Below are 26,800 nucleotides of genomic sequence, written 5' to 3' on the forward strand. Positions count from 1 at the left end.
AATGAGTGAAACAACAACATTTACTTTACACCCTCAATTAGCAATAGACGGTATTGAATTGGCTGATTTTCCTTTGTGTAAATTACTGCTCTGTAATGATAGTGCTTACCCTTGGTTTATTTTGGTGCCTAAAGTTGCCGATGTTAGTGAGATATACCAGTTAGACTGGCAACAACAGCAACAATTGCTTAATGAGTCGAGCTTATTGAGTGAGTTATTGATGCAAGTTTTTGCGGGTGACAAAATGAATGTAGCAGCCCTAGGTAATGTCGTTGAGCAACTACATGTTCATCATGTTGTGCGCTTTAAAGATGATGCACAATGGCCAAAACCAATTTGGGGGCAACAAGCTTTAACGCCATACTCTGAAAATGAAATAGCGATGCTTAAAGAAAAGCTATTACCGCAATTGGCGGTTATTTTCTCTGATAAATAATTGATAATTGATAATTGATAATTTAATCCGATTGATATTCTCAAATTGAAATAAAAAGCCTCAATATGCTAATTGCTTATTGGGGCTTTTTTATATGATATGTATAAGGTTTAGTACCTATTGGTAGTATTGATGTTCAGTTGTTAATAATACAACGACTTATGCCGCATTATTTGCTTGATTAATATTGGTGATTTTTTTGCTGCTTTGCTGTTTTACCTTGGCTAAAGCTTGCGTTAAATCGCTAATGATATCGTCGACATTTTCTAAACCGACAGAGATCCTAATTAAGCTATCGCTTATGCCAGCATCAGCTCTTTCTTCGGGGGTATAAGGCGAGTGAGTCATTGAAGCTGGATGTTGAATTAATGACTCTGCATCGCCTAAGCTAACGGCTATTGAAAAGAGCTCCATTGAATCAATAAAAGTTTTTCCACCTGCAAGGTTGGTATTTAATTCAAAAGCAATCACGCCACCTGCAGCTTTCATTTGATTACCCACAAACTTATGTCCTGAATGGCTTTTAAGACCTGGGTAAAAAACTTCATCAACCATAGGGTGTTGTTCTAAAAATTCAGCCACTGTTTGTGCATTGTTGCAATGTCTGTCCATTCTAATTGGTAAGGTCTTAAGGCCACGCATGATTAACCAAGCATCATGAGGACTTATGGTAGCGCCGATATCTTTAAGTGTTGTCATTTTTATTTCATTGATCATTTCAAAATTGGCACATACGATGCCCGCAACAACATCCCCATGACCATTAAGGTATTTAGTTGCGCTATGTAATACAATATCAGCACCAAATCTTGCCGGTTGTTGTAAAACAGGAGTAAGAAAAGTGTTATCAACAATTGATAATAAGTTGTACTCTTTGGCAATGGCACAAATTTTTTCTAAATCTAATACCACCAAGTTTGGATTGATAGGTGTCTCTAGAAAGACTAGTTTAGTATTTTCTTTGATGGCTGCTTTGATATTGTCTGGCTCAGTCATATCAACAAAGGTCACATCAATATTAAATTTCTTCAGCATGTGGCTCATTAGCGCAAATGAGCAACCATATACCGCTTTAGATGAAATCATATGATCGCCAGCTTGTAAGTTGGTCAATAACGCTGCTGATACTGCCGCCATACCTGTAGCAGTTGCTGCTGCATCATCCATGCATTCCATGGCTGCAACGCGTTGCTCTAATTGGCGAGTTGTTGGGTTGCCTAAGCGCGTGTAGATGTAACCTTCGCTTTCACCGGCAAAACGATCGCCACCTTGCTGAGCATTATCGAAGATAAAAGTAGATGTTTGATATAAAGGCGTAGCAAGCGAGCCAAACTGTGTATCATTAATTCTGCCGGCGTGAATAGCATTAGTTTCAATATTTTTGCTCTTAAACTGGGTCATAGCTTCTCTTCTATAAGGTGTCATTATTATTGTTATGTATTATTTGATATTAGCTGAATGATTTATTACGGCTATATCAGTAAACTGTCATGGTGAGCCGATGTTTCTTTCACTCTTTCAATACTTAATAGGTAGCAACTATACTGCCAACTAATTAAACCCCTTATTTATCAAGGTGATACGGTGTTTTCTAATTAATTACCTAGATAGATGTACTAAAAATATTACAATACGTTTTTTTGTTTTACCTCTAGAGCAAGCAATAACTAGTTATTGACTGTTTTAAAAGAATAAATACTGGTTGTACTATAATTATTACTGTGTAATATTTGTAGTACGTTTTATTTGTAGATGTGTCATTTTATGCGTGTTGTTATTGAATCAAGCGATAGAATAGGTATTTCCCAAGAAATATTAGCGATATTTGCCAAGCAAGCATGGAATTTAAAAGCGGTAGAAATTATCAGCTGCTTTACTTATGTCCATGTTGAATATGCAGCCTTAACGCTTTCGTCAATTAGAGAATGTTTAGCCTCGGTTGCTGGTGTAAAAAGTGTAGAGATAATTAACTTATTGCCAAGTGAGCAACGAGAAAGTCATTTACAGGCTTTATTAGATAAAATGCCAGAGCCTATTATTGATGTTGATAATAATGGACTTATTTTGGCCATGAATAAGGCAAGCAATAAGCTTAAGCCGTCAACCGCTTCAATTGAACCTGAGTTGACGATAACGGATTACTTGGGCAAACCAATCGATGCATTTCTTGGGCAAATAAATAAAGTTATACTTAGTAATGCTGCCACTAGCCAAGCAGTGACTATTAAAGGGAAGGCGTACATCCTTGATATAAGTCCAGTCGTATCAAGTCACAGCTCAACATTAGCGCAAAACAAAACTGAGCAAGTAAGTGGCTCAGTGTTACTTTTTCGTTCGATGAATACCTTAGGGCGTCAAATTTCATTAATGCAAAGTCATCAAGATCACAGTTTTGATAGTATTATTGGTGAATCAAAAAGCATCAGTTTAATAAAGGCACAGAGTCAGCGATTTGCTGAATTAGATTTACCAGTATTAATCAGTGGAGAAACAGGTACAGGTAAAGAGTTAATCGCTCGGGCATTACATCAAGCAAGTTCAAGATCTAAAGCGCCATTTTTAGCGATCAACTGCTCAGCATTACCTGAACATTTATTAGAAAGTGAGTTATTTGGTTATGCCGGAGGCGCATTTACTGGGGCGCAAAAGGGCGGTAAACCCGGATTAATTGAACTGGCTGAAGGAGGTTGTCTATTTTTAGATGAAATTGCAGAAATGTCACCGTATTTACAAGCAAAATTGTTGCGCTTCTTACAAGATCTAACTTATCGTCGTGTTGGCGGTACTAAAGAGCTGCTTGCGAATATTCGTATTGTCAGTGCCAGTCATCAAGACTTAGCCAAACTAATCAGTCAAAAAACTTTTCGTGAAGATCTTTATTATCGATTAAATGTGCTTAGCATTGATTTGCCACCCCTAAGAGAGCGTATGGCAGACATGAATTTATTAGCTAACTTGTTTATTGAAAATGCGGCTAAACAAGTTAATAACAGTCAACAGGCTGATATACCAAAGCCAAAACTTACTGCACAAGCACTGAGTTTATTACAGGGCTTTGCTTGGCCAGGAAATATTAGGCAATTACAGAATGTTTTATTCAGTGTTGTTGCCTTAAATAGTGGCGGTGATATTTGTGCCGAAGATTTATTACAAGTTCTCAATAAGCACGCTGGTAACCAGCAACTTGGGAGTGATATTGATATTCAGGCGATTAAAGACTGGTCTAGTGCTCAAGCAGAGTTTGAAACTAAATTACTTACTCAGCTACATCCATTATTTCCGACAACACGAAAACTAGCTGAGCGCTTGAGTGTATCGCATAATAAGATAGCAATGAAATTAAGAGAACATGATATAAAATAATGGTTAAGTGTAATTGAAACTTTCTTCATCAGTATAAGTAAAGACTAAAATTTCACTCTCATCTTGTAGTTTTACGCAATAATCGGTAGCGTATTCACATAGCGTATGTTTCATTTACGAATCCTTTTCTTATCTCTTAACAATAGAAACAACTTGTGACTAATAAAAAATTACAGCATTTCTACATTGCCCAAGAGCAATCTATCTACTTACTTAGTCATAAAGATGCGACTAAGTTAAAACAATGGGTTGATCTTTGTCAGCAGCAATTAAAGCAACTTGGCTTTGAAGATGTTGCACTATTGGGCAAAGGTGCCTATGGTTTCGTTTTCTCGGCTATCAAGCACAAAAGTTCTTCTGCAGTGCAATTACCTGTGGTATTTAAGTTTTCACGTATTAATTTGCCCCAACATGTACAAGATAGGTTAGCGGAAGAGGCTGAAATTCAAGGGCAGCTAAGTCATCCACAGATTCCAGAAGTGATTGATTATCAGAAAATCAAGCGGCAATCAATTCTGCAAATGACGCGAGCACCAGGCATAGATCTAGAGCAATTGTCACTGCAAGTAGGACCACTAGCGCCAGAGTTAGTGGTCAGTATTGCCTTGCAATTGGCAGATATTTTGTTGTATTTACGTCAAGCCAATAATCATCGTCAGTTAAAACCTATTGTACATGGTGACATAAAACCTTCTAACTTGGTTTTTGATAAAAGCACGAGCAAAGTACAACTAATTGATTGGGGGTCATCGGTTAGTGCACAACTTGATTGTGACAAACAAAGTACCAGTACCAATGTTATGGATCTAATGAGCAGTGATTTACAACATAGCAATGCACGTTTAGGTGATGTTTATTTTATTGGGCCTGAGCAGTTAAATGGTGGTTTATCAAGTCCGCGTTTTGATGAACAAGGTTTAGCGGCGACGTTATATGCACTTGCATCTGGTCAGTCTTGCCGCTATGGCGTAAAAGTGATACCACCTAATGCGCTAGGTTTACCTAAACTACTCGCGCAAGTGTTAACGGGGATGTTAAGCGATGATGAGAAACTAAGAGCGCAAGCGGGTGATTATTTTTTTAATCACCTTACTTACCTTAAGCAAGTTGTGCTTGCCGATAAGCCAACCAAGTTTAATGCCATTGCAAAAATTCCTGTTTGGATAAAGCCGCAGAGTGAGCAAATTGATACCGTAGTGTACGGCTCGCGCAAATCATTTTTACGCGAGCAAACCGGGCAGGATAGTTTAGCAAATATTGATGATGCACAGTTAGATAAATACTACAAAAACTACCTTATGGGCATGGGCGATAACGAGAAAGCTTTTATTGCTGCATTAAGCAGGCTGGGTAATTTTCCGGTGGTTGGCGGCATTGCCATTCGTTGGGCGAAAGAGGGCGTTTATATTGACTCTAACTTAACCTTATTTGATGAAGCACTGAAAACCTCTTTTACCAGTGCAGTAAACAATATTATTTATTTGGCTCAGGGCATATTTCGTGTCGGTATGTTCAAAAGTTGCTTGTTCAATGCTAGAAATACTCTTCACGTAGAGCGGTCTAACGAAAACCAGCCATTTATTGCCGATGAAGCTCAAGAAATACCATTTGAAGTCAGTGATGTACCTGATGTTGATGATATAACACGCTTACACTCTTATTTTGAAGATGGTAAAGATCCTGATGAATATTTACACCTGCCAGATGAGCTTATGTCTGTTTTGGCAGAGTTAAATTTAATTCATCATACTGGCTGTATTATTTTTGAAGTACTACCCAAACATTTAAAGATACATAGTTATTTAATGTTATTAAATCATGAGAAAGAAACAGAGTTTACCGACTGTTTAGCTAAAGTACTGGCATTGTTACCGACAATTGACGGTGTTGGTATTTCAGGTTTTATGAAGCTTCCCTACAAAGATACTCGCTTTTTTGAACACATCAGCAGTATGCCTGACAAGTTTTATCCGAAAAACCCTAAGTTGTAAGCTGTTGTGTAATGATTAGCTAGCTGAAATAGAGGGTATAAAAAAGCCAGCGAGGCAAGTTATGCAACGCTGGCTTATTGTTTGTGCTACTAACTACCGTTAGAAGTTATATGAAGCTCTTACGTAATATTCACGTCCAGCAAGTGAGAACGGGAAGCTAGTCCAACCGTACTTGAAGCCAAGGTCAGTAAATGGTGAACCATTTGCGCCCCATTCATCAGGGTACTCATCAGTTAAGTTAAGTACACCACCACTAATATTTACATTATCAGTTACTTGCCATTGCGCAGTTAGGTCAAATAAGCTTTTAGCACCCCAAGTATTTTCAGGCGTACCGTAAGATGCTGATGTTACTTCACCGTAATAAGTCATTCGACCTGTTACCGACCAGCTGTCCATATCAAACATAGCTGATAAAGAGGCTCTATCTTGAGGCTGTGCTTTTTCTACTAATAGTCTTTGTGCGTTATCAAAAACAACTTCATTTGGAACGATTGAAGAAGAAGTATTAATCGCACTGACTTCAGTATTGTTATGGTGATAAGAAAGCTCATAGACAACATCCATGCTGCTCAATTCTTGGGTATATTGGTTTACCCAATCAAGACCAAAGGTTTCACTATCAATAGCATTAGTGAAAATTGAAACATTTTTAACCCCATCTAACGACTCACCTGGACCAGAGTGGCGATCGAAGAAAGCATCAATATCTGTGTTAATTCCACGAGAAATATTACCAGAGTATACAATACGATCATCGATATCGATTTGATAAACATCTAGCGTTGATGAGTAGTTACCATTGGTGTATACAACACCCACAGAGAAGTTAGTAGAATTCTCTTCTTTTAAGTCAGTAAAACCTAATTCTTCAGCTAAGGCTTCATTTGGACGTAAAGTGACTAAATCAGCTAGTTCACCATTATCTAATGAAATTGAACGTTGAGTGAAGTTAGCTTGTTGCATACCTGGTGCACGATAGCCTGTTGAGGCTGAAGCACGAATAGCAAGGTTATCTGTTAAGCTTAAATGAGTCGATAATTTACCAATAACTGTGCTACCAAAGTCATCATAGTCTTCATAACGAACGGCTGCAGCGACTAACCAATCTTCAGTGATTGCTGTTTCAGTATCAAAATACAAAGCAAAACTATTTCTATCAGTATCTATCGCCATCTCAGGGCTGTAACCTTGGAAACCTTGCATACCAGGAGTCGTTATATCACCGCCAGTACAAGCTGTCATTGCTGGGTCACCTGTAGGGTTAACAGATTCAGCACAAAGAGTATCGCCACGTGCATACGTGACCATGTCACCGGCTTCTTGAGCAAAACCATCTACACGAAATTCTGCGCCAAAAGCAATCGAGGTTTCATCATAAAAACCTAAATCTACTGCAGTTACTGCATCAAGATTAAAGGTAGTTTGACTATAAATTAGTGCGCCATCATAGGCTGATGTTGGGCTATCTGGACCGTAACTTGCGTTTAGTGACTCTAAGTTACTGAACTCAAATCTATTCTCGCCTGTTACGACACTGGCATCTAAATCCCAGTCTGCAACTTGTGTTTTAAAACCTACAGCAACAGAGTAATCTTCTGATTTTGAGCCAAGTTTTGGTGTTACACCTTCAGGGTATAATGAACTCCATACGCGGTTATCATCAGCAGGACGGTAAAAACCTAGAGATTCACCTTCTTTACTGGTAAAACCACCGAAGGCGTATAACTCACTGCTTTCACCTATATCGTAAGAAAAGTTTGCCCAAAGACTACTCATTTCAGTTGCTGCTTCACCAACAAGTAATAACTGACGAGGTTCGTCAATGGCGTCAAACCATGTCGTCGGTGTTGCGCGATTCATTTCTTCATTATCAGCGTATTCAAAGGTTAGGTTTAACGTGCCTTTTTCACCAATATTAAAGCCATAGTTACCACCAAATTCAGTTGATTCACCGTCACCTTCACTCGTTTGGCCGTATTGTGCCCAAACACTACCGCCTAAATCATCTTTTAAAACTAGGTTAATAACACCTGCAATAGCATCAGAGCCATACTGAGCTGCGGCGCCATCACGTAATATTTCTATGTGTGAAATAGCTGTCATAGGAATGGAGCTTAAATCTGTACCCGCACTACCGCGACCAACATTCTCTTGCACTGCAACGACTGCTTGTTGATGACGACGCTTGCCGTTGATTAATACTAATACTTGATCTGGCCCTAAGCTACGTAATGTCGCTGGACGCATTAAATCTTGTCCATCAGAAGTAGTGGTATTGTTCATGTTAAATGAAGGTGCCAACTTTCGTAACATATCAGGTGTACTAGTTGCACCTGAATTTTTGATTGCTTCTGATGAAATAATATCTATTGGGGAAGGGCTGTCGGCAACAGTACGGTTAGATATACGTGTACCAACACTGACTATACGTTCAATGTCAGCATGTTCTGCTCCAGCAGAAGTGTCCTTTTCAGCTGCAAAAGTTGCCGTGCTACCTAAAGACAGGCAGACGGACAGTGCTAGCGTACTGTAGTTAAAACGTTTTTTCATGTTATAGACCCTTAAGTATTTTTATTAGGCTTGCTTTATAAGTGATAAATATTCATTTTTTGTTACTCATTAATCTATTATGAGTTGTTCTATTTGAATTTATTACCGCAAGTATTGTGTAACATAAATGAAAACTTTCATCGGCGCAATACTCACAGGAGTGAATTATTATTAAGTCATACTGAATGGTTATTTAGTCAGCGATACCTAACTGCATATAGTGTGAAATTTTCATTACAATATCTGGTCGGATCTGAACGGCGTTTTATCGTTCGCTAGTGTCAAATATTCGATTCTAAAGTGAATGCATAGTGAATAACTAAGCAAAATGATCTAGATAGTGTTTTTCATCTATCGATGTAAGCATAACAGGGCAGATATCGAGGTCTGAAAGCTGTGCCGTGCGTTAGAATTATTGTGAAATGATGGTATTTCAAATGTAGGACTTCGTACTTGTAACCTTGGTGCTTGGTTTAGTAAAGCGGCAATGCAAAGGTTAAATGTGAATCTAATGGCTGGTAGGTAACTAATTTCTTGTATGCTAATGTTTACAATATAGTGGTAAGTAAAGCTTACAGAAGTGGGTTATTTTGATTTTTATTATTCTACATCAATAAAACATTAAGTAAAAAATGTTAAGTGTTTTCGGTTTGAACTAAAAAAGCCAGTAGTGCTACTGGCTTTTCAAAGCTAGAGAACAGGTTATTGTTCTGTCCTCGCTAGATTCTTAAAGTGAAAGCTTACTTAACCTCTTCACCCGCAGCTTGTTTGTCGGCATGGTAACTTGAACGAACAAGTGGACCACAAGCAGCGTGTTCAAAGCCCATTTTCTTTGCTTCACGTTCAAACATTGCAAAATCATCTGGATGCACATAACGTTCAACGGCAAGGTGATCTTTACTTGGTTGTAGGTATTGACCAATGGTTAGCATAGTTACGCCATGATCCCTTAAGTCCTGCATTACTTCCAGAATCTCTTCGTTAGTTTCGCCTAAACCAACCATCAAACCAGACTTTGTTGTTACACCAGGATTTGCTTCACCAAAACGTTTTAGTAAGTCTAATGACCACTGGTAATTAGCACCGGGACGCACTTTAGTATAAAGACGGGGTGCCGTTTCCATATTATGATTTAGAACGTGTGGTGGGTGTTGATTTAGTATTTCCAGTGCACGGTCCATACGTCCACGAAAATCAGGTACTAATATCTCTACTTTAGTATTTGGTGCTTGTTCACCAATTTCTTTAACACAGTCAGCAAATTGCTGTGCGCCACCATCACGTAAATCATCCCTATCAACTGAGGTAATAACTACGTATTTTAAGCCCATATCTTTAAGACTATCTGCTAATTTTTTCGGTTCATCTTTGCTTGGGGCTAGGGGACGGCCATGGCCAACATCACAAAATGGACAACGGCGTGTACAAATATCACCTAAGATCATAAAGGTGGCTGTACCATGGTCAAAACATTCAGATAAATTAGGGCATGACGCTTCTTCACAAACAGAATGAAGGTCGTTTTTACGTAAGTTAGCTTTGATGTTATCAATACGTTCACTTGTGCGCGGTAGCTTGATACGTAACCAACTTGGTTTACGCAACATGGTCGCTTTCGTTGAACTAACAACTTTAATCGGGATGTGTGCTAATTTATCTGCATCGCGAAATTTTTCGCCAGCAGCGCGATTGGCTGTTTTTGATTCTGAGGTTAAATCGTTACTCATGATACTTTTTATTCTCGTTTGGTAAGCCTACTTGATGGCTAACATTATTAGCTTCAAGTAAGTTTATTAAATGTTTCACTATTGCAGTACTTGCACTAGCGGTATCTTTCGGGCCTTGTAAATCGGCAGTTTGTACCATTTCTAGACCAGCATAACCACAAGGGTTAATGCGAAGAAACGGTGATAAATCCATATTCACATTCATAGCTAAGCCATGAAAAGAGCATCCTTTGCGAACTCGTAATCCTAATGAGGCAATTTTTTTCTCATCAACATAAACACCCGGTGCGTCAGCTTTAGCGTAAGCGGCGATATCATAATCGCTTAAAGCCGACACTATACTGTTTTCGATCAAAGTTACTAATTGTCTTACGCCAATTTTTTTACGGCGTAAGTTAATCATAATGTAAACTACGAGTTGGCCTGGTCCGTGATAGGTCACTTGACCCCCACGGTCCACTTTTACTACTTCAATATCCCCTGGTACTAATAAGTGTTCGGCCTTGCCTGCTTGACCTTGGGTAAAAACGGCTGGATGTTCTACTAGCCATAATTCATCAGCGGTAGTGTCATCACGATTATCGGTAAAATCTTTCATGGCTTGCCAAACTAGGCTGTAGTCCATGGTATTTAGCTGACGGATGACTAATGAATCAGCATGGCTGTGAACACTTTTTTCGATTGTTGAATTTGAGTGCATTCGGCAAACCTCGTCAATCTGTGCTATCAAAGTTAATTGTACTAAACGGGGTTATAAAACGTAACGAACCTGATCAATGGCTGTTAATGTTTTATAAATAGTTTCAATATGTTCTTTGCTCGTCACGGTAACGGCAATAGAAACTGAGTGATAGGTGCCTTTAGAGCTAGGTTTTATTTTGGGTACGTAATCACCAGGAGTATGCTTTTGTAGTTCCGCTATGATCAAATCAGGTAGCTCGTCACAGGCAACACCCATGACCTTAAAGTTCAAAACTGTAGGAAATTCTAATAACTCGTCAAACTTGGTTTTCATTTTATTTACTTCTTTTAGCGCTAGGTTGAAACGTAATAGCGGCATTTTACCATTAAAAATTCAGCGCTGATATTATTTTGTTTATAACTATTTATCAAAAAAAATGAAAAAGCCTCAATAAAGAGGCTTTTTTTGCTGTATTTTTAACTATTTTTAGTTAGCAAACTGCAACTTAACATAATCAACTAAACGACTAAATAAGCTTCCTTCGTTAACTTCTTCTAACGTAACTAATGGGTATTGAGCGATATCTTCATCATTAAGTTGCAAAAATAATGTTCCGACAACAGTACCTTTTGCTAATGGAGCGGTTAATTGCTGGTTTAACTCAAAGTTAGCTTTCAAGTTTTTACGTTGGCCACGTGGAATGGTGATGGGAGTATCTGAAATAATACCTAAATCCACATTCTCTTTTTCACCCATCCATACACGGTTAGCAATAAATTTTTCGCCTGCCTTATATGGTGTAATAGTTTCAAAAAATCTGAAGCCATAGTTCAGTAACTTTTTACTTTCAACTTTTCGGGCTCGCTCACTTGCAGTACCCATTACTACCGTAACTAAACGCATATCACCTTTTGTTGCCGAGGTAACTAAGCTATAGCCAGCATTAGAAGTGTGGCCGGTTTTCATACCATCTACATTGAGACTTTTATCCCATAACAAACCATTACGGTTGTATTGCTTAATATTATTATAAGTGAAGGATTTTTGCTTATAAATTGCATATTCATCAGGTACTTCGCGAATAAGCGCAATAGCCAGTGTTGCCATATCTCTTGGCGTAGTCATATGAGAAGTACTGTCTAGCCCATGGCTATTCTCGAAAAAGCTACTCGACATGCCTAGTTGCTCTGCATGGGCATTCATTAAATCAGCGAAAGCACTTTCACTACCGGCAATATGTTCTGCCATAGCTACACAGGCATCATTACCTGAGGCAACAATAATGCCTTGGTTTAATAAACTAACAGGCACTTCAGTACCTACTTCAATAAACATCTTGGAAGAGTCAGGGAATTTTTTAGCCCAAGCTTGTTCACTGATCATAACTTTATCAGTATTTTTAATATTGCCGTTTTCTAGCTCTTTACCAATAATGTAACTTGTCATTATTTTCGTTAAACTTGCCGGCGCTAATTGCGTATCAGCATTTTCTTCAGCAATTATTTTACCCGTAGTGTAGTCAATTAAGATAAAACCCTTGGCATTTATTTGTGGGGCTTCTGGGATAATGGTGATCGCGTGTGCACTCGGCATAAGCACAGTTGCAGCGCTAAAGAGTGCGCCAGTGAAAAAAGTAAATAATTTACTGGTAGAAAACTTACCAGAAAGTTTTGTTATATTGGTCATAGTGTAAGTCGTGTGTGGAAAATTAAGGATAATCAACTGGACGAAAGTATACCACTTATAACAATCTTGGCTATGGGCAAAAAATAGATATTGTGCATAATTTCGCAGAAAAGGCATTAATAATGTAACAAGCTCTTTAAATATCACCATTATCATTCAAAGTGTCGGCGTTCAATCGAAGTTTGAATGGCTTTAGGCAAGTAGAATTATTAAAACATATGTGTATTGTTACTTTCTTCTTTGTCGGGCGTTATTGCGGTGCGCTTCTTGGGTAAGCATTAGGGTAGCCATTTTCTTTTAATGATAATAAAAGCGCGTTTAATGTCGCAATATCACTAATAGGACCCAGTTGAATTCGGTAAAGGCCTTTATGCTCTGGATAACTGGTTTTTTGTTTGTACTGAGTTTGTAATTTTTCGGCCGTACTAATAGCGAGCTCTTTTTTACTGGTTGCTAATACTTGAATGTAAGGAGTGGTAATGCCCATAGCGGTCTCTTCTTGGGGAGAGCTTTGTTGTTTCGCACTGGATTTACTGGCACTAGGTGTTGTTGAACTAACTATAGATATTGCAGGTGTTATTGGTGGTGCTTTAACTTTGCCCGTTTTTTTATCGAAGTCAGTAATCGCGGTGATTTTAACCTGTGCAGTACCTGTTTTTAGCATATCGAGTTTGTAAGCGGCACTATAGGATAAATCAATAATCCGTGACTGATGAAAAGGACCGCGATCATTAACGCGCACGACGACAGATCTATTATTGGCGGTATTAGTGACTTTTAAATACGTCGGCAGCGGTAAATTTTTGTGCGCAGCACTCATAGTGTACATATCGTAAATTTCACCATTAGACGTAAGGTGACCATGGAATTTTTTACCATACCAAGAGGCGGTACCTGTTTGCTCAAAACCTTGTGCACTGGCTAATACTTTATAAGGTTTACCAAAAACTCGGTAATCTTTATTGCCGCCACGACTATGTGGCTCTGCGCGAGCAATAGCATCTTTTAGCTCTGCTTGGCTTGGTATACGTGTCGGTGTGCTGTCATGCTTTTGTTGATAACGATCAGAGCTACAAGCACTTAATATAGAAATAACAACAATGAAAGAAAGGTGTCTAATAGCTTGATTCATAATGTTCATAAACTTATATAGTTTTCACCGAATTTAAAATGAGCAATGTGTTTAAGGAGATTAAACATGGAAGCGACGATGCGTGCTAATAGCCATTAATATGCCAAAACCTAACATTAAAGTCACCATTGACGTTCCACCATAACTAACTAACGGAAGGGGGACACCTACGACAGGCAGTAATCCAGACACCATACCAATATTAACAAAAACATAAACAAAAAAAGTCAGGGTAAGACTACCGGCGAGTAATTTAGTAAAAGCATGCTGAGCATTCACCGCGATCCATAAACCACGCATTACCACAAATAAGTACACTGCAAGCAAGGCCGCAACACCAATCAAACCAAATTCTTCACTAAATACTGAAAAAATAAAGTCTGTATGGCGTTCTGGTAAAAACTCTAATTGTGATTGAGTACCTTGTAGCCAACCTTTGCCTTCAATACCGCCAGAGCCTATTGCTATTTTAGATTGAATAATATGGTAACCTGAGCCAAGGGGATCTTGCTCGGGGTTTAAAAAAGTCATCACGCGTTGTTTTTGATATGGCTTCATTAAAAACATCCATAAAATTGGGACGAAGGCTGAGGCCAAGCCAACACAAGCAGAAATAAGTTTCCAACTTGCTCCTGCCAGAAAAATAACAAAAATTCCCGAGCTGGCAATAAGTAAAGAAGTCCCTAAATCAGGCTGTTTAGCAATAAGTAAAGTGGGTAATAGCACCAGAGCAAAAGCCTGCACTACAGTGGATATTTTCACTGGCAAGCTATCTTGACTAACAAACCAAGCAATCATAATTGGCACGATGAGTTTCATAATTTCAGAAGGCTGAAATTTTATAAAGCCTAAGTCGAGCCAGCGTTGAGCCCCTTTACCAACATGACCGAATAGTAAAACACTTACTAACATTAATAGACCTAATACAAAGACAGGCACTGCCCATTTTCGATAAACTAATGGTGGAATTTGTGCCACAATAAACATGCCGAGTAACGCAACACCAATGCTTCTTGCCTTGCGGTAAACAACGGCTATGTCTTGACCTCCTGCACTGTAAACAAGAAATAATCCTAGCGCTAATAAGGTGAATAGGCCTAGTAATAACGGGATATCGATATGAAGTCGCTGCCAAAGGGTGTGAACTTTTTGTTGGTCTTGTCCGCTACTGCGCATTAATCAGCCTCATGATGTGTAGTTACGGTGACTGCATTTTTGTTAGCTTTTACATTATGTGTTTGGCTGGTAATGACTCTATCGCCAAAGTATTGATCCATCACTTGTCTTGCTACTGGGGCAGCATTGGTCGCACCACCACCTTTAGCAACATTTTCAATCGCAACGGCAACAACTATTTCAGGCTTATCAAAAGGGGCAAAAGCAATAAACATCGCATTATCACGTTGATTTTCTGATGTTGCCTTTGCATCATATTTTTCGTCTTGTTTTATGCGTGCAACTTGCGCTGAACCTGTTTTGCCTGATGCATCATAGGTAGAACCTTTAAATGGCTTGTAGGCTGTGGCGCCAAATTTTTGTACCGTGCTGTGCATTGCTTCTAATACTACATTCCAGTTTTTATCATCTTTAAGCTTTAATGGGGCGCGGGGCTCATAGATTGTTGGCGTAATTTGATGATAAGCGTTACCACTGCTTTCTATAATCAATTCACTATTGGCTTTTAATAAATGTGGCACTTTACGTTCACCATGATTCACTAAGGTGGTTAGTGCTTGAGTTAATTGTAATGGCGTTACTGTCCAATAACTTTGCCCGATACCAACAGAAAGTGTTTCACCTGTGTACCATGGTTTATTGTATCGTTCGCGTTTCCAAGCGACACTGGGCATAATGGCTTTACTCTCTTCATGGATATCGATGCCGGTATAATCACCGAAACCAAATTTTTCCATCATATTACTAATTTTGGTGATGCCCAATTTAAAGGCCAGATCATAAAAGTAGATATTACAAGACTGCTCTATCGCTTTTGTTAAGTTCACCATGCCATGTCCCCAGGGTTTCCAATCACGATATTTATTGGGTAAACCTTCAAGTTGATACCAACCTGGATCGTGAATTTTGGTCTCTGGCGTGATGATTTTTTCTTCTAAGCCGGTTAAGGCGAGGAAGGGCTTAACGGTTGATGCTGGAGGGTATCCTTGCAAACTCCGGTTAATAAGCGGTAAGTCTTTTGAATTAAGTAATTTATTATAGTTTTTACTGCTAATACCGTGAACAAATAAGTTGCCATCAAAACTTGGATTGGAATACATGGCTAAAATACCACCGGTACGAGGATCCATTGCCACAACGGCTCCGCGCTTACCTGATAAGGCACGTTTAGCAATCATTTGTAATTCAATGTCTAAGGTTAAGGTGAGATCTTTACCTGGTACTGGCGGGGTATAATTGAGCGTACGAATGACTCGGCCTTGGTTATTTATCTCAACTTCTTGATGACCAATGGTGCCATGGAGCATATCTTCGTAATATCTTTCAATTCCTAATCTACCAATCCCATAGGTCGCAGCATAATTGTCAGATTTACCTTCTTGCTCTAATTTTTTAGCATCTTTTCTGTTTATTCGGGCGACATAACCTAAGTTATGTGTCGTCAAATCTGAAAAAGGGTAATAACGTTTTAAACGTGCATTAACAAAAATGCCGGGAAACTTATGTTTATTAACTGAAAATAGTGCAACTTGTTGATCACTTAATCGCGAGTGCAGTTCTACCGGTTTAAAACGACGTTTACTTTTCATGGATTTGAAAAATTTAGCTTGTCGCTCTGGACTGATATTGAGTAATTGACTGACATGCTCAACGCTAGCTTTAATATCATTCACATTTTCAGCGATGACTTCTAAACTATAAACAGGCTTATTATCGGCGAGCAGTACACCATTTCTGTCATAGATTAAACCACGGTTAGGAGCAACAGGCAGTAGTTTTATGCGATTAGAGTTAGAGCGAGTTTGATATTTCTCAAATGATTCAACTTGTAAGTTAAATACATTACCAAACAGTATTAATAGCACCAGTAAAACAATTGCAAAAGCAATGAAAGTACGTCGAGCAAACAAATTTGCTTCAGCGGATTGATTACGAATAACAACGCGACGAGGAGACATTAGCGTACTCTATTAAAAATATTTACTAAAAGCATTGCTAAGGGGATCATGAACAAAAGCTATTCTCTATGATAAGGGTGGTTAGTGTTTACACTCCAAGCACGGTACAAGCTTTCGGCTATGAGTATTCGAACCATTGGATGAGGTAGAGTTAGGGCTGATAACGACCACTTTTGTTCTGATGCTTTAATACACGCGGGTGCTAAACCTTCTGGGCCACCAACCAGTAATGCGACATCTCTACCATCAAGTTGCCAACTTTCTAGCTGTTTAGCAAGTTTAGGTGTTGTCCAAGGTTGCCCTTCGACTTCAAGCGTTACAATGCGGTTTCCTTTAGGAATAGCAGCAAGTAATAACTCGCCTTCTTTAGCAAGTATACGGCTAATATCAGCATTTTTACCACGTTTTCCTGCGGGGATTTCAACTAAGTTAAAGCTTAAATCGCGAGGAAAGCGGCGACTGTATTCAGCAAATCCTTGGCTAACCCATGACGGCATTTTACTACCAACAGCGTATAAAGTGAGTTTCATAAGTTTGAGTGAACTATAAGGTTTCTTTTCATTGAAAGGTTATTGAGCTTCTTAGTTCATTGAGATCAAGGAAGATCAGTTAACTCGAGCAAAATTACGTAAAATAACGAGAGTAGATGGGATAGTGAAATAACTCACGACTAAATTAACGCCGCACTACACTCGTTGACTATTATACAAGGTAAATAAGTTACTTATTCTGCCCAAAGCTGTTCAAGGTTGTACTTATCACGTTGTTCATCAGTCATTACATGAACGATGATATCGACTAAGTCAACTAATGCCCATTCACCAATATCGTTACCTTCCATACCACGTGGTTCAGCACCTTGAGCACGACACTCCATGGCAACAGATTGTGCTATCGATTTTACATGGCGGTTAGAGTTACCTGAACAAATAATCATGTAATCAGCAAAACTTGCTTTGTCGCTAATATTAAGAGTGATGATATCTCTGCCTTTCATGTCTTCAAGTTTTTCTATGATAAATGTTTTAAGTTGTTCAGTTTGCAAGGTGTTATTCCTATCGTTAATCGTAACTTTTGATGTGCTCATATTCGAGCGACAATAAATAATAGTGCGATATTAACACTTTTTGTGCGAAGGGTTAACGGTAAAGGTTATTTTTGTTAATAAATTCTGAAATAGAAGGAAGTATTAGATGATTACAACTTTGTTTTTGCACTAATTCTTGGCGGATTTGTGTTGAAGAAATATCAAAAAAACATTCATGAGCAAAAAAAATAGTTCCAGCTTCAAGCCGAGTTAATTGAGTGATGTCAGTTGTTTGATAGTTTTTTAGTAGGGTCACTGTCTCATTATTTAATTGCTCAGCTGGGTAGTTGGGGCGCGCATTAACAATCAAATGACACAAGGATAAAATCTCTAAGTATTGGTGCCAGCTGGTAAAGCTCATAAGGGAGTCCATGCCAATAATAAAGTATAAAGGTTGATGAGGATATTGCTGTTTCAACTCTTTGAGCGTATCGACTGTGTAGGAATGGCCTGATCGTTTTAATTCACGTAGGTCACAGGTAAATAGTGAACTGCTTTTGCAAGCAATTTCAACCATAGCAGCGCGTTGTTCTGCGCTTGCGTGAGGAGTTAATTCAGGCGAAACTTTATGGGGAGGAATATGTGCAGGTATTAATAGAACTTTTTGCAAACCTAGCTCATTAGCAACCGCTTGAGCTGATTGGGTATGACCTAAATGAATGGGATCAAAAGTGCCACCTAATATTCCTATACCTGGGGTATTTCTTTGCTGATTGATGGTAAAAGTTTTAGCTTGCATAGTTAAATTAGCCATAATTAAGGCTAAAGGCGGCTGTTTTTTCACCGTGATATAAGGTGACGCACAAATCAGCTAATAAAATGAAAACATTAAACTCACTGCTTGTTTTACTCAATAAGTCAATATCAGCAATACGGATCATGGCTTGTTTTACGTTATCTAGTTTAATATGAGTTAATGCATATTGGTAAAGAGGTTTACGTTTATCCCAAATACGGTATTGCTTATAAATAGTCGCAATACTTTCTCCTTGAGATAATTGGTTTAACATACTGTAGAGCTGACCAATTTCTTTATGGAAAACCCAAATGAGTTGTGCGGGTGCCATGCCTTCTTGTTGCAGTTGATCAAGCATTGTGATGCATTTAGCACAATCCCCTAACAGTAAGGCATCAATGACTTGAAAGGGGTTAAACTTAGCTTGGTTAATGATTATTTGCTCAGCTTGTTCAATGCTAATGTGCTGTGATCCAAAGAGTAAAACAAGCTTTTCGAGCTCTTGGGCAAGGGCAAGTAAGTTACCTTCAAATAATTCAATAAGTAGCGCATTTAACTCAGGCGAGATATTAAGGTGTAACTGTCTTGCTTGGTTATTTAGCCACTGAGGCATAGCTTTTAGTTCAATATCATATAATGGTAAGTAGCAACCTAATTGAGTTAGGTTTTTGAACCATTTTCGATTTGTGCTAGCAGCATCAAGTTTTGCACCATGAAAGATAAAAATAACATCTTGGGGAATATAGCCACTGTTAATATCTTGTGCTAATCGTTCAGCTAAAGCGAGTAAGGCTTTATTTCCTGCATCGCCAACTTTAACGGTTGTTAACTCCACTTCAATAATACGTTGGCTGGCAAAGAGACTTAATGATTGGTATTCATCCATTAATTGTTGCCAGTCGAAGCTGTTGTCACTGCTAAAGCGAATAACCTCACTGAATCCTTGCTGTTTTGCATGAGCTCTAATGGTTGCTAAGCTGTTATTTTTTTGCCAAGGCTCATCACCAAAAACCAACCAGACAGGTTTAAAGCCCTGTCGTAATGTATTATCTAGTTGGTTATGATAAATCTTCATGAATGCCTTTTTTACTATAATAGCTAGCTATAAAATAGCAGCTGTCAGTGAGTTGTGATATTTTTAAGAAGTCGCTATAACTAACGTTGAATTCTTGCCAAATCACGTAATATTTTATCTGCAGCAGATGCTCTCATTTCACTCAACAATAGAGCTAACTCACGGCTTTTTGCTAAGGCGAGGTTAGGATCATCTTGATAATCTCGATAAAGCTCGAAACGAAATTCTTTTGCATCTTCACCCGTAAAACGTACTTGATAGCGCACGGAATAAATCAGCTCATACTCTGCCACTTGACCATTAGAAAATAATGATAATGTTCGTCTATCTAATTTATCAGAAAGAATGCGTAATTCAGGAATGTCAGCTTTCGAGCGTTTTAAAACGTTAACTTGATTGCGCGTTAAACTGAGCTTAACTAAACGGGTTAACTCACCATGAATATCACTGGAGCTTACATAAAGCGTTTGTAATTCATCATCGAGCAAGTAATCGCCACGTAGTTGAAAACCACAAGCTGATAATAAGCTTGTGGTTAACAATGCGATAGCTAAGCTTTTAAGGGCTAGGCTTAATTTATACATTTGTCATTAACCTGTTAGTTGGCGACAATATTAAGTAATTTACCTGGAATATAAATAACTTTACGTATGGTATTACCATTAGTAAATTTCAAAACACTTTCGTCATTTAAGCCAAGTGCTTCGACATCTTCTTTACTTGCATCTGCTGCAACAGTAATTTTTGCGCGTACCTTACCATTAACTTGAACAATGATAAGTTTCTCGTCTTCTACTAAAGCACTTTCGTCAACTACTGGCCAACTTGCATCTTCAACATTTACGTCACTACCACCAACGGCTTGCCATAAATGATGACATAAATGTGGTGTGATTGGCGTTAACATCAATACCACGGCACGAACAGCTTCTTGCATTACCGCTTTATCTTCATCGCTGTTTAATTTTGCTTTGCCTAAGTGATTCATCAGTTCCATGATCGCAGCAATTGCGGTATTAAAGGTATTACGACGACCTATATCATCGGTTACTTTAGCGATAGTTTTGTGTAATTCGCGACGTAATTTCTTCTGGTCAGCATTTAATGTTAGTTTGCTAAGGTCTGAAATATCTACGCCTTGCGTACTTTCAACCAAGTCATTGGCTAACTTATAAACACGCTTAACAAAACGGTGTGCACCCTCAACGCCAGCATCAGACCATTCTAGAGTTTGTTCTGGTGGTGAAGTGAACATGATAAATAAACGCACGGTATCAGCACCGTACTTTTCAATAACTTCTTGCGGGTCAATACCGTTATTTTTCGACTTTGACATTTTGCTCATACCTGCAGATAACACAGGTTGTCCGTCAAGCTTACTGATTGAAGAGGTCACTTGGCCTTTATCATCTCGCTCAACAGTTACGTTACTTGGTGCAATCCACTCTTGTGCACCATTCTCAGCTTCTCGATAATAAGTATCAGCTAGTACCATACCTTGACATAAAAGTTTCTTAAATGGTTCATCACACTCGACTAAACCAACATCACGTAATAATTTATGGAAGAAACGTGAATAAAGTAAATGCAAAATAGCATGTTCAATACCGCCAATATATTGATCTACGGGTAACCAGTAGTTTGCTTTAGCAGGATCAAGCATTTGACTATCATCGTTTGGTGAACAGTAACGTGCGTAATACCATGATGACTCCATAAAGGTGTCAAAAGTATCTGTTTCACGCAATGCTGCTTCACCATTATAAGTAGTTTTAGCCCATTGTGGATCGTCTTTAATCGGAGATGTAGTACCGTTCATTACGACATCTTCAGGTAAAACAACGGGTAATTCATCTTCAGGTACAGGGACTGACTCACCATTAGCAAGGTTAATCATTGGTATTGGTGTACCCCAATAACGTTGGCGAGAAACCCCCCAATCACGTAAACGATAGTTAGTAGTAACTTTACCTTTCTCTTCGCTTATTAATTTATCGCTTATGGCTTTAAAAGCTTGTTCGAAATCTAAGCCGTCAAATTCACCTGAATTAATTAAGGTTGATTTTTCAGTTATTGCGGCTTTGGCAATATCGTCAGACTCTTGACCTGCAATAACTTGTTTTATGGCTAAGTCATATTTAAGAGCAAATTCATAGTCTCGTTGGTCATGACCTGGCACTGACATAACGGCACCTGAGCCATAATCCATTAATACGAAATTTGCTGCCCATACAGGGACTAATTCACCTGTTAGTGGGTGAATAGCTTTAAGTCCTGTATCAACACCTTTCTTTTCCATTGCTGCCATATCAGCTTCAGTGGTTTTGCTGCTTTTACATTCTTCAATAAAGGCTGATAACTCAACATTATCTTTGGCGGCAGCGACTGCTAAGGGGTGCTGTGCAGCAAGGGCCACATAAGTTACACCCATTAAGGTGTCAGGTCGGGTTGTATAAATATCAAAACTTTCTTTAGAATCAGCAACGTTGAAAGTCATCTCAACACCCTGAGAGCGACCAATCCAGTTACGCTGCATAGTTTTAACTTGTTCAGGCCAGTCGGTTAACTGGTCTAAATCATTCAGTAATTCTTCTGCGTATGCCGTGATTTTGATAAACCACTGCGGAATTTCTTTACGTTCAACAATCGCACCTGAACGCCAGCCACGACCATCAATAACTTGCTCATTTGCTAATACTGTTTGATCAACTGGATCCCAGTTAACCGTAGCATTTTTCTTATAAACTAAGCCTTTTTCATAAAGTTTAGTGAAGAACCATTGTTCCCAACGATAGTAATCTTGTTTGCAGGTGGCTAATTCTCGGCCCCAATCATAACCAAAACCTAACGATTGTAGTTGGTTACGCATGTAATCAATATTTTCGTATGTCCAATTACCTGGGGCAGTATTGTTTTTAATCGCAGCATTTTCAGCAGGCAAACCAAACGCATCCCATCCCATAGGCTGCATGACATTTTTACCTTGCATACGCTGGTAGCGAGAAATAACGTCACCCAAGCTGTAGTTACGTACATGACCCATGTGTAATCGACCACTTGGATAAGGGAACATAGCTAAACAATAAAACTTTTCTTTGTCTGGATTTTCAATAGCTTGAAATGTGTTGTTATCAGTCCAAAATTTTTGTACTGTTGCTTCAATCGCTTGAGGATTATAAATGGCTTCCATTAAGGTTTTCTCGAATGCTTTTTAAGGTGTAGCGACTTGCATGCTATCTTATCCATTACATAGTGCAAACTTGTAAAAAATAGCTCGGAAATCGCGTTAGATTATCGCAGTAGAATACCTTATCTAGCTGGGTAACAACAAGCATAATTAAGCTTAAATTATAACTTTTCCTATACTTAAACCTATAGTTAAAGTAATACGCGCAAAGGAGAATACTAATGTCACATCAAAATGATTATTTTGCGGATATTTACCGAAAGCTCAATGACTGGCTGGTTGAAGTAAAAGCTGAACAAAAGCCTCATATTGATGAGTTTATCAAGCAGGCTAAATTATATGCGAGTGCGGCTGAAACAATGTCAGAAGAAAAACTACAACAATTTACTGATAATTTAAAATATGATCTGCGTGATTTTTATCAATTAAACCGAGCGCAAGCCAAAGACTCGGTCTATTTAGGTCTGTTAAATGAGACTTTATGGGATAACTTAGCCAAGCTAACGGATAAATCCCAAGTGGAATGGGCAGAGCTTGTTGATGACTTTGACCATGATGGAGTATATAAAAGTGGTGACTTTATTGGTTTTGGCGAATTACAATGTGAGCAATGCGATGAAAAAATGACTATCATTCATTTTAGTCAAATTGGTGAGTGTGTTCACTGTGGTTCAAAAGACTTTGTTCGCCTCCCCCTCAACCCTTAGTTTAAATCACCTTGTTAGCACAAATGTTAGCAAGTACACTAGCGCCAAAATTCGATACGCATATTTCTACAAGTTAATTTTTATATATTAATTTAAATATGTTAAGTACGATCATTTCATTATTAGGAGCGTGACTCAATAACGCTCTTTAAAGGATTTATATGACTAAAATGCCTACTTACCTTACAGATAAAACCCGTTTGGGTGTTGATGACTTAACCTCTCCTTTATCAGCTTCACTATTTTCAAATAACAAAAAGCCTGTTAGCACAAGCAATGAATTTGGCGCACAAGGGTTTGTTGGTCATGAAAGAGCAAAAGAGGCGTTGGAATTTGGTTTATCTATGTCTGCTATTGGTTTTAATGTTTTTGCGATGGGGGAGCATGGAACAGGGCGACAAACATTAATCAAACAAATGTTGACCTCGCTCGCCATGACTAAGACTGCTCCTGATGAATGGTGTTATACCAATAATTTTGATGAAAGCCATATTCCGTTAACATTGTCGGTTAAACCAGGCGATGGCAAAAAGTTATTAATAAGTATGAACAAATTTATTGATGGTTTGATCAGCTTATTTCCCGAGGTGTTTGATAATCCAGGTTACCAAAGACAGAAGTCTGCTATAGATCGCGAGTTTAATCAAAAATATGACCAAGCCATTTCAGTGGTTGAAGAACTTGCGCTAAAAGAAAATGTCGTTTTATATGAAGAAAATGGTGAAGTTGGCTTTTCACCTTTAGTAGATGGCAAGCCTTTAAATGATAAAGAGTTTGCAAACTTAAATGAAACCGACAGAACTAATTTCTATAAGTCACTAAATGAATTAGAGAATGTACTTTCTGAGCAATTATTAGAGTTACCGTTATGGAAACGAATTTCTTTTGACCAATTACGACAACTTAAAAATGATACTGCTGAAAAAGCGATTAAACCTTACTTAACTGAATTAGAAAAAGAATTTAGTAACAATGAGGGGGTATTAGAGTATTTAGGTAAAGTAAAAAATCATGTAGTGGACGCTGTCTTAGAGATTTTAGTCACTGAATCCGATGATACCCCTACTGATAAAGAATTACGTAAATTAATGGTCGAACGCTTTTTACCGAACCTACTTGTGCCACGTGATGATAGCAAAGGGGCGCCTGTTGTTTATGAGCAAAACCCTACCTATCAAAATTTATTTGGTCATGTTGACTTTGCAAGTTTTCAAGGCAGTAGCTATACCAGCTACCGTTTGATCAGACCCGGTGCATTGCATAAAGCTAATGGTGGCTATTTATTATTAGATGCTGACAAAGTATTAAGCCAACCCATGGTGTGGTCACGCTTGAAATTAGCGTTAAAAACTCAACAAATTACCATTGAAAATCCTTACTCTGAATATAGCCCGCCGAGTGGATATAGCTTACAACCTGAGAAAATACCTCTGCAAGTTAAAGTTGTACTACTAGGGGATGCTGAAATATATTACACCCTACAAGATTACGACCAAGAATTTACCGAGCTCTTTAGAGTCTTAGCCGACTTTGATCGTCATCTTGATAAAACTGACAGTAATTTAATTGCCTTTGGACAATTAATCAGACAACGGGCCGATAAATATAATTACCCAGAAGTAAGTGACGAAGCGGTATTAGAGCTAGTTCGTTATGCACTTAGACGAGGTGAGCATAAACACAAAGTATCAGCAAATATTGTGCAGGTAAATGATCTCTTAGACGAGTCAAACTACTGCTGGCAAAAGCATGGCAGTCAAGGTCCTTTAACAGCACAACATATTGCTTTAGCACAAGCAGCCAAAAAGCGTCGCATCGGCAGATTAAGTGAGACATGGCTCAGTGAAATAAAAGAGCAACAAGTCTTGATCAATACCGAAGGTAGTTTTATTGGCAAGGTGAATGGCTTAACTGTACTTGAAATAGGTGATAGTGTTTTTGGTACACCTGCGCGAATAACGGCAACCGTTTATGCCGGCAGTGAAGGAGTAACTGATATCGAAAGAGAAGTCGATTTAGGTAAGTCGATTCATTCTAAGGGTGTATTACTGTTGACTGGATACTTAGGTCATAAATACGGGCAAACTTTTCCAGTAAATATTTCTGCCAATATAGCTATAGAACAATCTTATGGGCACATTGACGGAGATAGCGCTTCGATGGCTGAACTTTGTGCTCTGATCTCTGCGATTACCTTATTGCCAATTGACCAGAGTCTTGCAATAACTGGTTCAATCAATCAGCACGGAGAAGTGCAATCGATTGGTGGAGTTAATGAGAAAATAGAGGGCTTTTTCCAGCTATGCAAAGATAAGGGTTTAACAGGGACGCAAGGCGTCATCATTCCAAAAACTAATGTTATTAACTTAATGCTAAATGATGAAGTGATGGATGCAGTATCGCGTGGAGAATTTGCGATATACGCTGTTGAAAGCATTGACCAAGCGCTGGAGTTATTGATGAATGTTGATGCCGGTGTTATTAGCAAAACAGGTCGCTATCCACGTAAATCTATTCATGGTTTAGCACTAGATAAACTAGAGAACTTTTCCGACATACTGAACGGGCCTGAAGAATAATACCAACCAAGGTTAGGTAGTTGATATGTAGACAGTGTTGGTCGAAAATTGTACTTATTTAGTGCTTTTGTTATAGTCATAAAACAAAACAATTAACAAGCATGGTATTCAAGTGGAATTTTCGACCGAAGAATTAGAATTTTTCAACAATATTTTTGCTGAAAAATCAACCGATGCCGTCAATACCGATTCCCCCCACAAGTTTGCGGTGCAAAAAGGTGTGCCGCAGAATTTAAAACAAGTGTTAGTGGGGAGTAAATTAACGTTATTAGCTGAAATTAGTCATTACCAATTATGGTTTCCTGTATCATTATCTATTAATAAAGAAGGTGATTTTTCACCTAAATTAGGTACCCCTGAAATAATTGATGTCAGAGGTAATGAACGTAGTTGGCGGATGAAAACACCAAAAAATGTCGCTATTATTGACATTTTTCATGGTCAAAAAATTGAAGTTTTATCACTGTCTGCTACAGGATTAACGTTAAAAGTACCTAATTCAGATGATAATTATCTTGATTTGAAGCAGTATTCATTTGAAATGAGTTTAGCTGGGGAAGAGCCTCTTAAATTGGAGCTCGACTTAGTTAGACACGATAAAAATATTGTTGCTGCTAAATTTAAAGATCTACAAGAAGGGAAAGAGGCATTGAGGAAATTCCTTTTCCACTCCCATCAAGCAAAATATTCCAAACTTTATAAAGACGTTATTTAATTAAAGTTCT

The 26,800-nt window shown here is 38.4% G+C and carries 21 protein-coding genes; 6 read left to right on the plus strand and 15 right to left on the minus strand.

All coding sequences use genetic code 11. From position 1 onward, the window contains the following. Nucleotide 1 precedes the first annotated feature (1 nt). Nucleotides 2-436 carry an HIT domain-containing protein gene (locus ND2E_RS16340; protein WP_033092789.1) on the plus strand — a complete coding sequence of 145 codons (435 nt, stop codon included), beginning with the start codon at nucleotides 2-4 and terminating at the stop codon, nucleotides 434-436. Nucleotides 437-595: 159 nt separating this feature from the next. Here the strand turns inward: ND2E_RS16340 and megL are convergent, their stop codons facing one another. Further along, nucleotides 596-1,837, minus strand: a complete 1,242-nt coding sequence (gene megL, locus ND2E_RS16335; RefSeq protein WP_033092790.1) for a methionine gamma-lyase — start codon at nucleotides 1,835-1,837, stop codon at nucleotides 596-598. Between the two features lie 363 nt (nucleotides 1,838-2,200). Here megL and ND2E_RS16330 point away from each other — a divergent pair, with 363 nt between their 5' ends. Both ND2E_RS16330 and ND2E_RS16325 read left to right on the plus strand, forming a co-directional pair. After that, nucleotides 2,201-3,799 (plus strand): sigma 54-interacting transcriptional regulator, encoded by a 1,599-nt coding sequence (locus ND2E_RS16330; RefSeq protein WP_033092791.1) that lies wholly within the window; start codon nucleotides 2,201-2,203, stop codon nucleotides 3,797-3,799. 155 nt (nucleotides 3,800-3,954) lie between these two features. After that, on the plus strand, nucleotides 3,955-5,790 hold the full coding sequence (locus ND2E_RS16325) for a protein kinase domain-containing protein (RefSeq protein WP_033092792.1): 1,836 nt from the start codon (nucleotides 3,955-3,957) through the stop codon (nucleotides 5,788-5,790). Nucleotides 5,791-5,889: 99 nt separating this feature from the next. Here the strand turns inward: ND2E_RS16325 and ND2E_RS16320 are convergent, their stop codons facing one another. The 14 genes from ND2E_RS16320 to leuS all read right to left on the minus strand — a co-directional run bounded on the left by ND2E_RS16320 (nucleotide 5,890) and on the right by leuS (nucleotide 22,792). Next, a complete protein-coding gene (locus tag ND2E_RS16320) occupies nucleotides 5,890-8,343 on the minus strand; it encodes a TonB-dependent receptor plug domain-containing protein (RefSeq protein ID WP_033092793.1) in 2,454 nt (817 codons plus the stop codon). A gap of 740 nt (nucleotides 8,344-9,083) precedes the next feature. After that, entirely contained in the window at nucleotides 9,084-10,070 is a 987-nt protein-coding gene (lipA, locus tag ND2E_RS16315) for a lipoyl synthase (protein WP_033092794.1), read from the minus strand. Next, nucleotides 10,063-10,770: a lipoyl(octanoyl) transferase LipB gene (lipB, locus tag ND2E_RS16310; RefSeq protein WP_052056268.1), complete on the minus strand. Its 708-nt coding sequence runs from the start codon at nucleotides 10,768-10,770 to the stop codon at nucleotides 10,063-10,065. Before lipB ends, lipA begins: the two co-directional genes overlap by 8 nt. A gap of 51 nt (nucleotides 10,771-10,821) precedes the next feature. Continuing rightward, entirely contained in the window at nucleotides 10,822-11,085 is a 264-nt protein-coding gene (ybeD, locus tag ND2E_RS16305) for a DUF493 family protein YbeD (RefSeq protein ID WP_033092900.1), read from the minus strand. Nucleotides 11,086-11,238: 153 nt separating this feature from the next. Next, entirely contained in the window at nucleotides 11,239-12,438 is a 1,200-nt protein-coding gene (locus tag ND2E_RS16300) for a serine hydrolase (protein ID WP_052056282.1), read from the minus strand. Between the two features lie 250 nt (nucleotides 12,439-12,688). After that, on the minus strand, nucleotides 12,689-13,570 hold the full coding sequence (locus ND2E_RS16295) for a septal ring lytic transglycosylase RlpA family protein (protein ID WP_033092795.1): 882 nt from the start codon (nucleotides 13,568-13,570) through the stop codon (nucleotides 12,689-12,691). A gap of 60 nt (nucleotides 13,571-13,630) precedes the next feature. Next, the gene (rodA, locus tag ND2E_RS16290; RefSeq protein ID WP_033092796.1) at nucleotides 13,631-14,746 is read right to left on the minus strand and encodes a rod shape-determining protein RodA; all 1,116 of its coding nucleotides are present in this window, start codon (nucleotides 14,744-14,746) and stop codon (nucleotides 13,631-13,633) included. After that, nucleotides 14,746-16,704 carry a penicillin-binding protein 2 gene (mrdA, locus tag ND2E_RS16285; RefSeq protein ID WP_033092797.1) on the minus strand — a complete coding sequence of 653 codons (1,959 nt, stop codon included), beginning with the start codon at nucleotides 16,702-16,704 and terminating at the stop codon, nucleotides 14,746-14,748. The genes rodA and mrdA overlap by 1 nt, the downstream gene beginning before the upstream one ends. Nucleotides 16,705-16,763: 59 nt before the next feature. Next, the gene (gene rlmH / locus ND2E_RS16280) at nucleotides 16,764-17,234 is read right to left on the minus strand and encodes a 23S rRNA (pseudouridine(1915)-N(3))-methyltransferase RlmH (protein WP_033092798.1); all 471 of its coding nucleotides are present in this window, start codon (nucleotides 17,232-17,234) and stop codon (nucleotides 16,764-16,766) included. 194 nt (nucleotides 17,235-17,428) lie between these two features. Continuing rightward, nucleotides 17,429-17,749, minus strand: a complete 321-nt coding sequence (gene rsfS / locus ND2E_RS16275) for a ribosome silencing factor (protein WP_033092799.1) — start codon at nucleotides 17,747-17,749, stop codon at nucleotides 17,429-17,431. A gap of 94 nt (nucleotides 17,750-17,843) precedes the next feature. Continuing rightward, nucleotides 17,844-18,545 (minus strand): nicotinate-nucleotide adenylyltransferase, encoded by a 702-nt coding sequence (nadD, locus tag ND2E_RS16270; protein WP_052056269.1) that lies wholly within the window; start codon nucleotides 18,543-18,545, stop codon nucleotides 17,844-17,846. Beyond that, nucleotides 18,538-19,602 (minus strand): DNA polymerase III subunit delta, encoded by a 1,065-nt coding sequence (holA, locus tag ND2E_RS16265; RefSeq protein ID WP_033092800.1) that lies wholly within the window; start codon nucleotides 19,600-19,602, stop codon nucleotides 18,538-18,540. Before holA ends, nadD begins: the two co-directional genes overlap by 8 nt. Nucleotides 19,603-19,682: 80 nt before the next feature. Then, nucleotides 19,683-20,186 carry an LPS-assembly lipoprotein LptE gene (locus ND2E_RS16260; RefSeq protein ID WP_033092801.1) on the minus strand — a complete coding sequence of 168 codons (504 nt, stop codon included), beginning with the start codon at nucleotides 20,184-20,186 and terminating at the stop codon, nucleotides 19,683-19,685. A 14-nt stretch (nucleotides 20,187-20,200) separates the two neighbouring features. Beyond that, a complete protein-coding gene (gene leuS / locus ND2E_RS16255) occupies nucleotides 20,201-22,792 on the minus strand; it encodes a leucine--tRNA ligase (RefSeq protein ID WP_033092802.1) in 2,592 nt (863 codons plus the stop codon). 218 nt (nucleotides 22,793-23,010) lie between these two features. On the opposite strand from leuS, the gene ND2E_RS16250 reads away from it, so the two are divergent. The 3 genes from ND2E_RS16250 to ND2E_RS16240 all read left to right on the plus strand — a co-directional run bounded on the left by ND2E_RS16250 (nucleotide 23,011) and on the right by ND2E_RS16240 (nucleotide 26,790). Beyond that, nucleotides 23,011-23,496, plus strand: a complete 486-nt coding sequence (locus ND2E_RS16250) for a zinc ribbon-containing protein (protein WP_033092803.1) — start codon at nucleotides 23,011-23,013, stop codon at nucleotides 23,494-23,496. Between the two features lie 170 nt (nucleotides 23,497-23,666). After that, nucleotides 23,667-26,075, plus strand: a complete 2,409-nt coding sequence (locus ND2E_RS16245) for a Lon protease family protein (RefSeq protein WP_033092903.1) — start codon at nucleotides 23,667-23,669, stop codon at nucleotides 26,073-26,075. Between the two features lie 112 nt (nucleotides 26,076-26,187). Further along, complete coding sequence (locus ND2E_RS16240) at nucleotides 26,188-26,790, plus strand: hypothetical protein (RefSeq protein WP_033092804.1); 603 nt, start codon at nucleotides 26,188-26,190, stop codon at nucleotides 26,788-26,790. Nucleotides 26,791-26,800 lie beyond the last annotated feature (10 nt).

Source organism: Colwellia psychrerythraea, assembly GCF_000764225.1.
Lineage (GTDB): Bacteria > Pseudomonadota > Gammaproteobacteria > Enterobacterales > Alteromonadaceae > Colwellia > Colwellia psychrerythraea_D.

Coding starts and splice junctions, on each gene's coding strand:
- ND2E_RS16340 (WP_033092789.1), top strand. CDS start 2: ATGAGTGAAACAACAACATTTACTTTACACCCTCAATTAGCAATAGAC.
- megL (WP_033092790.1), bottom strand. CDS start 1,837: ATGACCCAGTTTAAGAGCAAAAATATTGAAACTAATGCTATTCACGCC.
- ND2E_RS16330 (WP_033092791.1), top strand. CDS start 2,201: ATGCGTGTTGTTATTGAATCAAGCGATAGAATAGGTATTTCCCAAGAA.
- ND2E_RS16320 (WP_033092793.1), bottom strand. CDS start 8,343: ATGAAAAAACGTTTTAACTACAGTACGCTAGCACTGTCCGTCTGCCTG.
- lipA (WP_033092794.1), bottom strand. CDS start 10,070: ATGAGTAACGATTTAACCTCAGAATCAAAAACAGCCAATCGCGCTGCT.
- lipB (WP_052056268.1), bottom strand. CDS start 10,770: ATGCACTCAAATTCAACAATCGAAAAAAGTGTTCACAGCCATGCTGAT.
- ybeD (WP_033092900.1), bottom strand. CDS start 11,085: ATGAAAACCAAGTTTGACGAGTTATTAGAATTTCCTACAGTTTTGAAC.
- ND2E_RS16300 (WP_052056282.1), bottom strand. CDS start 12,438: ATGACCAATATAACAAAACTTTCTGGTAAGTTTTCTACCAGTAAATTA.
- ND2E_RS16295 (WP_033092795.1), bottom strand. CDS start 13,570: ATGAATCAAGCTATTAGACACCTTTCTTTCATTGTTGTTATTTCTATA.
- rodA (WP_033092796.1), bottom strand. CDS start 14,746: ATGCGCAGTAGCGGACAAGACCAACAAAAAGTTCACACCCTTTGGCAG.
- mrdA (WP_033092797.1), bottom strand. CDS start 16,704: ATGTCTCCTCGTCGCGTTGTTATTCGTAATCAATCCGCTGAAGCAAAT.
- rlmH (WP_033092798.1), bottom strand. CDS start 17,234: ATGAAACTCACTTTATACGCTGTTGGTAGTAAAATGCCGTCATGGGTT.
- nadD (WP_052056269.1), bottom strand. CDS start 18,545: ATGGCTAATTTAACTATGCAAGCTAAAACTTTTACCATCAATCAGCAA.
- holA (WP_033092800.1), bottom strand. CDS start 19,602: ATGAAGATTTATCATAACCAACTAGATAATACATTACGACAGGGCTTT.
- ND2E_RS16260 (WP_033092801.1), bottom strand. CDS start 20,186: ATGTATAAATTAAGCCTAGCCCTTAAAAGCTTAGCTATCGCATTGTTA.
- leuS (WP_033092802.1), bottom strand. CDS start 22,792: ATGGAAGCCATTTATAATCCTCAAGCGATTGAAGCAACAGTACAAAAA.
- ND2E_RS16250 (WP_033092803.1), top strand. CDS start 23,011: ATGTCACATCAAAATGATTATTTTGCGGATATTTACCGAAAGCTCAAT.
- ND2E_RS16245 (WP_033092903.1), top strand. CDS start 23,667: ATGCCTACTTACCTTACAGATAAAACCCGTTTGGGTGTTGATGACTTA.